The following is a 6,403-nucleotide window of genomic DNA, read 5'->3' as shown; positions in this document are numbered from 1 at the left end:
GCCGCTGTGCAACGATGGGGTCTGTGCGCCCTGTGGACGGCGAACGATCGACCTGGGGGACGGGGAAGAACTACCGCCTCCCGCATTCGCGAGTCAGGATCCGGACGCGCTCACGACGTCGACGGTCGGGGATACCGTACGGGGAGGACCCACCGTGAAGGCCCCAGACACGCGCAAGCCGGCTACACAGAATTCGGACGCGGACGCATTCCCGCTGTCCGCGGCGCAGCGTGCCACATGGTTCGCGCAGCAACTCGACCCCGCGGTACCCATCTCGGTAGCGCACTACGTGGAGTTGCACGGCGACCTCGACATCGACCTGCTGCGACGCGAGACCATCGTGGTTGCCCGCGAGTTCCAGTCGCCGTTCCTCAAGGTCGTCGAGGTCGACGGCAGACCGATGCAGTACGTCGACCACACCACCGACACGTCCATCGAGTTCGTCGACTTTCGCGGCGACGACGACCCGGTCGCCGCCGCGCACGAATGGATGGACCGGGACTACCAGTCCCCACTCGATCTCGACGCCGATCGGCTGTTCGAGACGTCGATCCTGTGCGTGGGCGAGGCGCATTACCTGTGGTACAGCCGCATTCACCACGTCGCGCTGGACGGCTACGGTGCCATGACCCTGATCAACCGCATCGCGCACCGGTATTCGGCCGCGGTCGCCGGTCGCGAACCGGATCCGAGCCGGGCCGCGACGCTGCGCGCACTGTACGACGTCGACGCCCGCTACCGGGCGTCCGATCGCTTCGTGACCGATCGGGAGTACTGGGCCGAACGAGTCGAGGGAATCGGCGGGTCGACGTTGGCCGACGCCCCCGCACCCGCACTCGCCAGGAGCACGGTCGAGAGCGTGCTGCTGTCCGAGGCGGCCGCGTCCGCAATCCAGAGTTCCGACAGCCAGGCGACCGCCGCGGCGGCCGTCACGATCATCGCCGCCTTCGCCTGCTACCTGTCGCGGGCCACCGCGAAAACCGAAGTCCTCGTCAATGTTCCGATGTCCGGGCGGACCACGTCGCTGCTGCGCAATTCCGGCGGGATGACGGTCAGCGTCGCGCCGTTGCCGATCACCGTCGACGAGAGCGGGGCGGTCGCGGACCTCGTGTCGCAGGTCAGGCGAGAGCTGATGGGCGCGTTGCGGCATCAGCGGTGCAGCGTCGAGGACATCCGCCGCGACGTCGGCGCGGGCGGTGTGGCGGAACTGCACGGACCCATGGTCAACGTCATGCTGTTCCACCAGGACGTGGTGCTCGGCCCCCTGGTCGGCGAATACCACATCGTCACCTCGGGCCCGGTCGAAGACCTCCTGGTCAACGTGTATCCGAGCGGGAAGCCGGCGGAGATCTTCGTCGATTTCCGGGCCAACCCGAACCGGTACGAGGATGCGGCGCTGCGCCGGCACCACCGGCACTTCGTGGAACTGCTGGAAGAATTCGTCTCGGCAGATCCGCAGGCCCGGCTCGCGACCGTTCACGAGGCGACCGCCCGCGAAGGCGAGCGGCGACGCCGCGAGGCCAACCACCTCGCGTACTGGACCGATCGGCTGTCGGGGATGCCCGAAGTGCTGAACCTGCCGTCCGATCGGGCCCGGCCGCCCACGCAGTCCGGGAGCGTCGACCGCGTCGACGTCCCGATCGGAGCCCGGACCCACCGCGGAGTGCAGGTGCTGGCAGACGAACATGGCACCACCGCGTTCACCGTTCTGCACGCGGCCGCGGCCGTGCTGCTGAGCCGGCTCTCCGGTGCCCCGGAGGTCGCGGTCGGAACGACGGCCATCCTGGACCGGGGGCAGAATCTCGTCGTCCTCCGGACCCGCGCCGAACCGGACGTGACCTTCACTGAGCATCTCCGTCACGTTCGCGACGTCGACCGGGAAGCGTTCGAGCACCCCGACGTCCCGTTCGAGCAGGTGGTCCGGGCGCTCACGGTCCGCGAGTCGCCCGCATACTCGCCGATCGTCCAGGTGCTGTTCGAGTGCGGCGACGCGGCCGAAACAGCCGGGATCGAGCGGTTCGACCTCCGGGTCACCGCGGCGGAGACATTCGACGCCGACGGCATCCCGGCCGGCATCACGGTGACACTCGCGTTCGCCACCGATCTGTTCGACCCCCGCACTGTTCGTCGACACGGCGAACGATTGAGCCGAATCCTGGAGGCGGTCACCGGCGACCCCGGCCTCGTCGTCGGAGACATCGACATCCTGTTCGACACCGAACGGGCCACCCTCGTCCCGGTACCCGGCGCCCCCGGGCGGCCGGGGCGCACGCTACCCGAATTGTTCTCGGCGGCAGCCGAAGCCAACCCCACCGGTGTCGCGCTCTCGTATCTCGGAATCGACGTGACGTACCGGGAATTGGACGAGCGCTCCAACCAACTGGCCCGCGTCCTCATCGAACACGGCATCGGGCCGGAGAACGTCGTGGCGCTGGGCATGACCCGCTCGATCGAGTCGGTGCTGTCGATGCTCGCGGTCGCCAAGTCTGGTGGGGCGTTCCTTCCCGCTGACCCGAACTACCCCGCCGCGCGGATCGAGCACATGCTCGACGATTCGGGCGCCGCGCTGGGTGTGACCGTGTCGGCCGTGCGGTCCCGGCTACCCCGATCGGTGCCGTGGCTGGTGCTCGACGAAGACGCGTTCCGGTCGCACTGTGCCGGTCGGTCGATCTCGGCCGTCACCGACGCCGACCGGGTTCGGCCCCTCCGTCCGGAGAATCCGGCGTACGTGATCTACACGTCCGGTTCGACGGGCAAGCCCAAAGGGGTCGTGGTCACCCACAGCGGCCTGGACAACTTCGCGGCCGAGCAACGCACCAGATCCGGTGCGACGCAGACCTCCCGGATTCTGCACTTCTCCACACCGAGTTTCGACGCGTCCGTCTCCGAGTACCTGCACGTGTTCGCCGCCGCGGCGACCATGGTGATCGTGCCGCCCGCGATCTACGGCGGAGAGGAATTGTCCCGGTTCCTGCAGTCGGAGAGGGTCACTCACGGATTCGTCGCCACCGCGGCGCTCGGCACGATCGAGCCGGACGGACTCTCCGGCTTCCGGGACGTGGTGTTCGGCGGCGAGGCGTGCTCCCCGGAACTGGTGCAGCGGTGGGCGCCCGGCCGCCGGCTGGCCAATGCGTACGGGCCCACCGAGGGCACCGTCATGTCGAACATCAGCGCGCCGCTGTCCCCGGACGGCGCCGTCACGCTGGGCGGCCCGCTCCGCGGTTTCCGCGAGGTCGTGCTCGACGAACGGCTGACACCGGTGCCCGCCGGCGTGGCCGGGGAGTTGTACATCGCCGGAGACGGCCTCGCCCGCGGGTACCACGGCAGGTCGGCGCTCACCGCGGAACGGTTCGTGGCCGACCTGTTCGGCGGCCCCGGCGACCGGATGTACCGCACCGGCGACGTGGTGCGGTGGCGAACCGACCGCACGCTGGAGTATTTGGGCCGCAGCGATTTCCAGGTGAAGGTGCGCGGCTTCCGCATCGAACTCGGCGAGATCGACACGGTCCTCCACACCCATCCACACGTGCGGACCGCGGCGACGATGCAGCGCACGGCGCCGTCCGGAGACACGGTGCTCGTGTCGTACGTGCTGCCCGCCGCCGGGCAGCGGCTCACAGCGACCGAGTTGACGGACCATGCCGCACGCCGACTGCCGACGTACATGGTGCCTGCGGCGATCGTGATACTGGACGAGTTCCCGTTGACCCCGGGCGGAAAGCTCGATCGTGCGGCATTGCCCGCGCCGGAATTCCTGTCCACGACGGCCGAATTCCGCGCTCCTGCCACCCCGGAGGAGCAGGCCGTGGCGCGGGTGTTCGCGGACGTCCTCGGCGTGGAGCGAATCGGCCTCGACGACAGCTTCTTCGATCTCGGCGGGAATTCGCTCGTCGCGACGAGGGTCGTCGCACGGGTGAATGCCGCACTCGGCGTCGAACTCGTGGTGCGGACTCTGTTCGAGGCGCCGACAGTGGAGGCATTGGCGGAACGGATCGGGAGTGCGCACGCGAGGCCCTCCGGCCGCCCGGACCTCGTGGCGCAGCAGCGCCCCGACCGGATCCCGCTCTCGCTTGCCCAGCAACGCCTGTGGTTCGTCAATCAGTACGACACCTCCTCGCCCGCCTACAACATCCCGATGGCGCTGCGGCTCAACGGAACCCTCGACGTGGACGCCCTCCGAACCGCGGTCGGGGACATTCTCGAACGACACGAATCGCTGCGCACCCTGTATCCGGCGTCGGTCGACGGACCGCATCAGGTGATCCAGCCGCTGGGCGAGATGATTCCGGATCTGAAGCCGAGAACCGTCGAGGACGAGGCGGCGTTGCGTGCGCACCTGGCCGAGTTGACCGTGCGGGGATTCGACGTGAGCACCGACGTGCCCGTGCGTGGCGCCCTGTTCCGGGCAGACCGGGACGACCACGTTCTCGTGCTCGTGGTGCACCACATCTCGGCGGACGGAGCGTCGCTGGCTCCGCTCGCCCGCGACCTGATGGTGGCGTACTCGGCGCGGGTGCAGCAACAGCCGCCGGACTGGCGACCACTGCCGGTGCAGTACGCCGACTACAGCCTCTGGCAGAGGGCGGCCCTCGGCAGCGACGACAATCCCGGCAGTGTGATGTCGGCGCAAGTGGCGTACTGGAAGCAGACGCTGTCCGGTCTGCCCGACGCGATCGACCTTCCATTGGATCGACCGCGGCCCACCGACAGGGCGCTTCGCGGCGGGACCGTCCGGTTCACCGTACCTGCGGACGACCATCGGGTGCTTCTCGCCCTTGCGCGGCAACATGATTCCACGATGTTCATGGTGATGCACGCGGCGCTGGCGGTGCTGATCGTTCGGCTGAGCGGGTCAAGAGACGTCGCGATCGGGACGCCGATCGCCGGTCGCGGCGAAGAAGCACTCGACGACGTCGTGGGGATGCTCGTCAACACCCTGGTCCTGCGTACAGCCGTCGACCCCGCAGCGGCGTTCGCCGACGTGCTGTCCCGGGTGCGGGAGGCGGATCTGGCGGCGTTCGGACACGCAGACGTGCCCTTCGAGAGCGTGGTGGACGCGGTCGCGCCGACCCGCTCGACCGCGTACTCGCCGCTGTTCCAGATCTTGCTCGAGTTCCAGAACACCGCCCCGGTCCACGTGACCCTGCCGGGACTGACGGTGGACACCGTCGACGTCGACCCCGGTGTCTCCAAGTTCGACCTGCAGTTGACGCTCACCGAGCAGTACGACGCGACGGGGACCGCAGCGGGCATCGACGCGTCGTTCACGTTCGCGTCCGACGTGTTCGACCGGGCGACGGTGGTGGGGTTCGGGGAGCGGTTCGTCCGGATTCTCGAGACGATCGCCGGTGATCCGGGCGCGGTGGTGGGGGATGTGGAGGTTCTGGGGGCGGGGGAGCGGGGGTTGGTGGTCGGGGCGTGGAATGCGACGTCGCGTGTGGTGCCGGCTGCCACTGTTGTGGAGTTGTTCGAGGCGCAGGTGGTGCGGTCTCCGGGTGCTGCGGCGGTGGTGTTCGAGGGTGGGGTGTTGTCGTATGGGGAGTTTGCGGGGCGGGTGCATCGGTTGGCGCGGTGGTTGATCGGTGTGGGGGTGGGTCCGGAGTCGTCGGTGGGTGTGGCGGTGCGGCGGTCGGTGGACATGGTGGTGGGGATTTATGCGGTGCTGGTGGCGGGTGGGGCGTATGTGCCGATCGATCCGGATCAGCCTTCGGAGCGGGTCGGGTACGTCCTCGACACGGTTGCTCCGGTGGTGGTGTTGACGACGTCGGCGGATGTGGGGGTGTTCGCGGGGTCGGTTCGGGTGGTGGCGGTGGATGGGTTGGATGTGTCGGGGTGGGCGGATTCTCCGGTGGGGGTGGGGGAGCGGTTGTCGCGGTTGTTGCCGGCTCATCCGGGGTATGTGATGTTCACGTCGGGGTCGACGGGTCGGCCGAAGGGGGTGTCGGTTCCGCATGTGGGGATTGTGAATCGGTTGTTGTGGATGCAGGATCGGTATCGGTTGGGCTCCGATGATGTGGTGTTGCAGAAGACGCCGGTGACGTTCGATGTGTCGGTGTGGGAGTTGTTCTGGCCGTTGTTGTGTGGGGCGCGGTTGGTGATCGCGGCCCCGGACGGTCATCGCGACCCGGCATATCTTGCCGGACTGATCGTCGAACACCACGTGACCACAGTGCATTTCGTTCCCTCCATGCTGGCGGTGTTCACCGCCGAGCCGGCCGCGGCGCGCTGTACGAGCCTGCGGCAGGTGTTCGCCTCGGGTGAGGCGCTGCCGGCGCCGACGGCGTCGAGGTTGCGGGCAGTGGTCCCCGAGGCTCGCATCCACAACTTGTACGGGCCGACGGAGGCTGCGGTGGATGTGACGTTCCACGAGGTGACGGGGGCGGATGGGGTGGTGGTGCCGATC

Annotated in this window: 1 protein-coding gene; it reads left to right on the top strand. The window is 68.6% G+C overall.

Features of this window, described 5'->3' with window-relative positions; all coding sequences use genetic code 11:
- Positions 1 to 154: 154 nt before the first annotated feature.
- Positions 155 to 6,403 (top strand): non-ribosomal peptide synthetase (locus P3H15_RS35165; RefSeq protein ID WP_276141481.1); only part of this gene is annotated, 6,249 nt, incomplete at its 3' end.

Source organism: Rhodococcus sp. T2V (assembly GCF_029269925.1).
Classification (GTDB): domain Bacteria; phylum Actinomycetota; class Actinomycetes; order Mycobacteriales; family Mycobacteriaceae; genus Rhodococcus_F; species Rhodococcus_F koreensis.
Note: the sequence above shows the minus strand (reverse complement) of the source record. Positions and strands in the feature narration are given on the sequence as shown.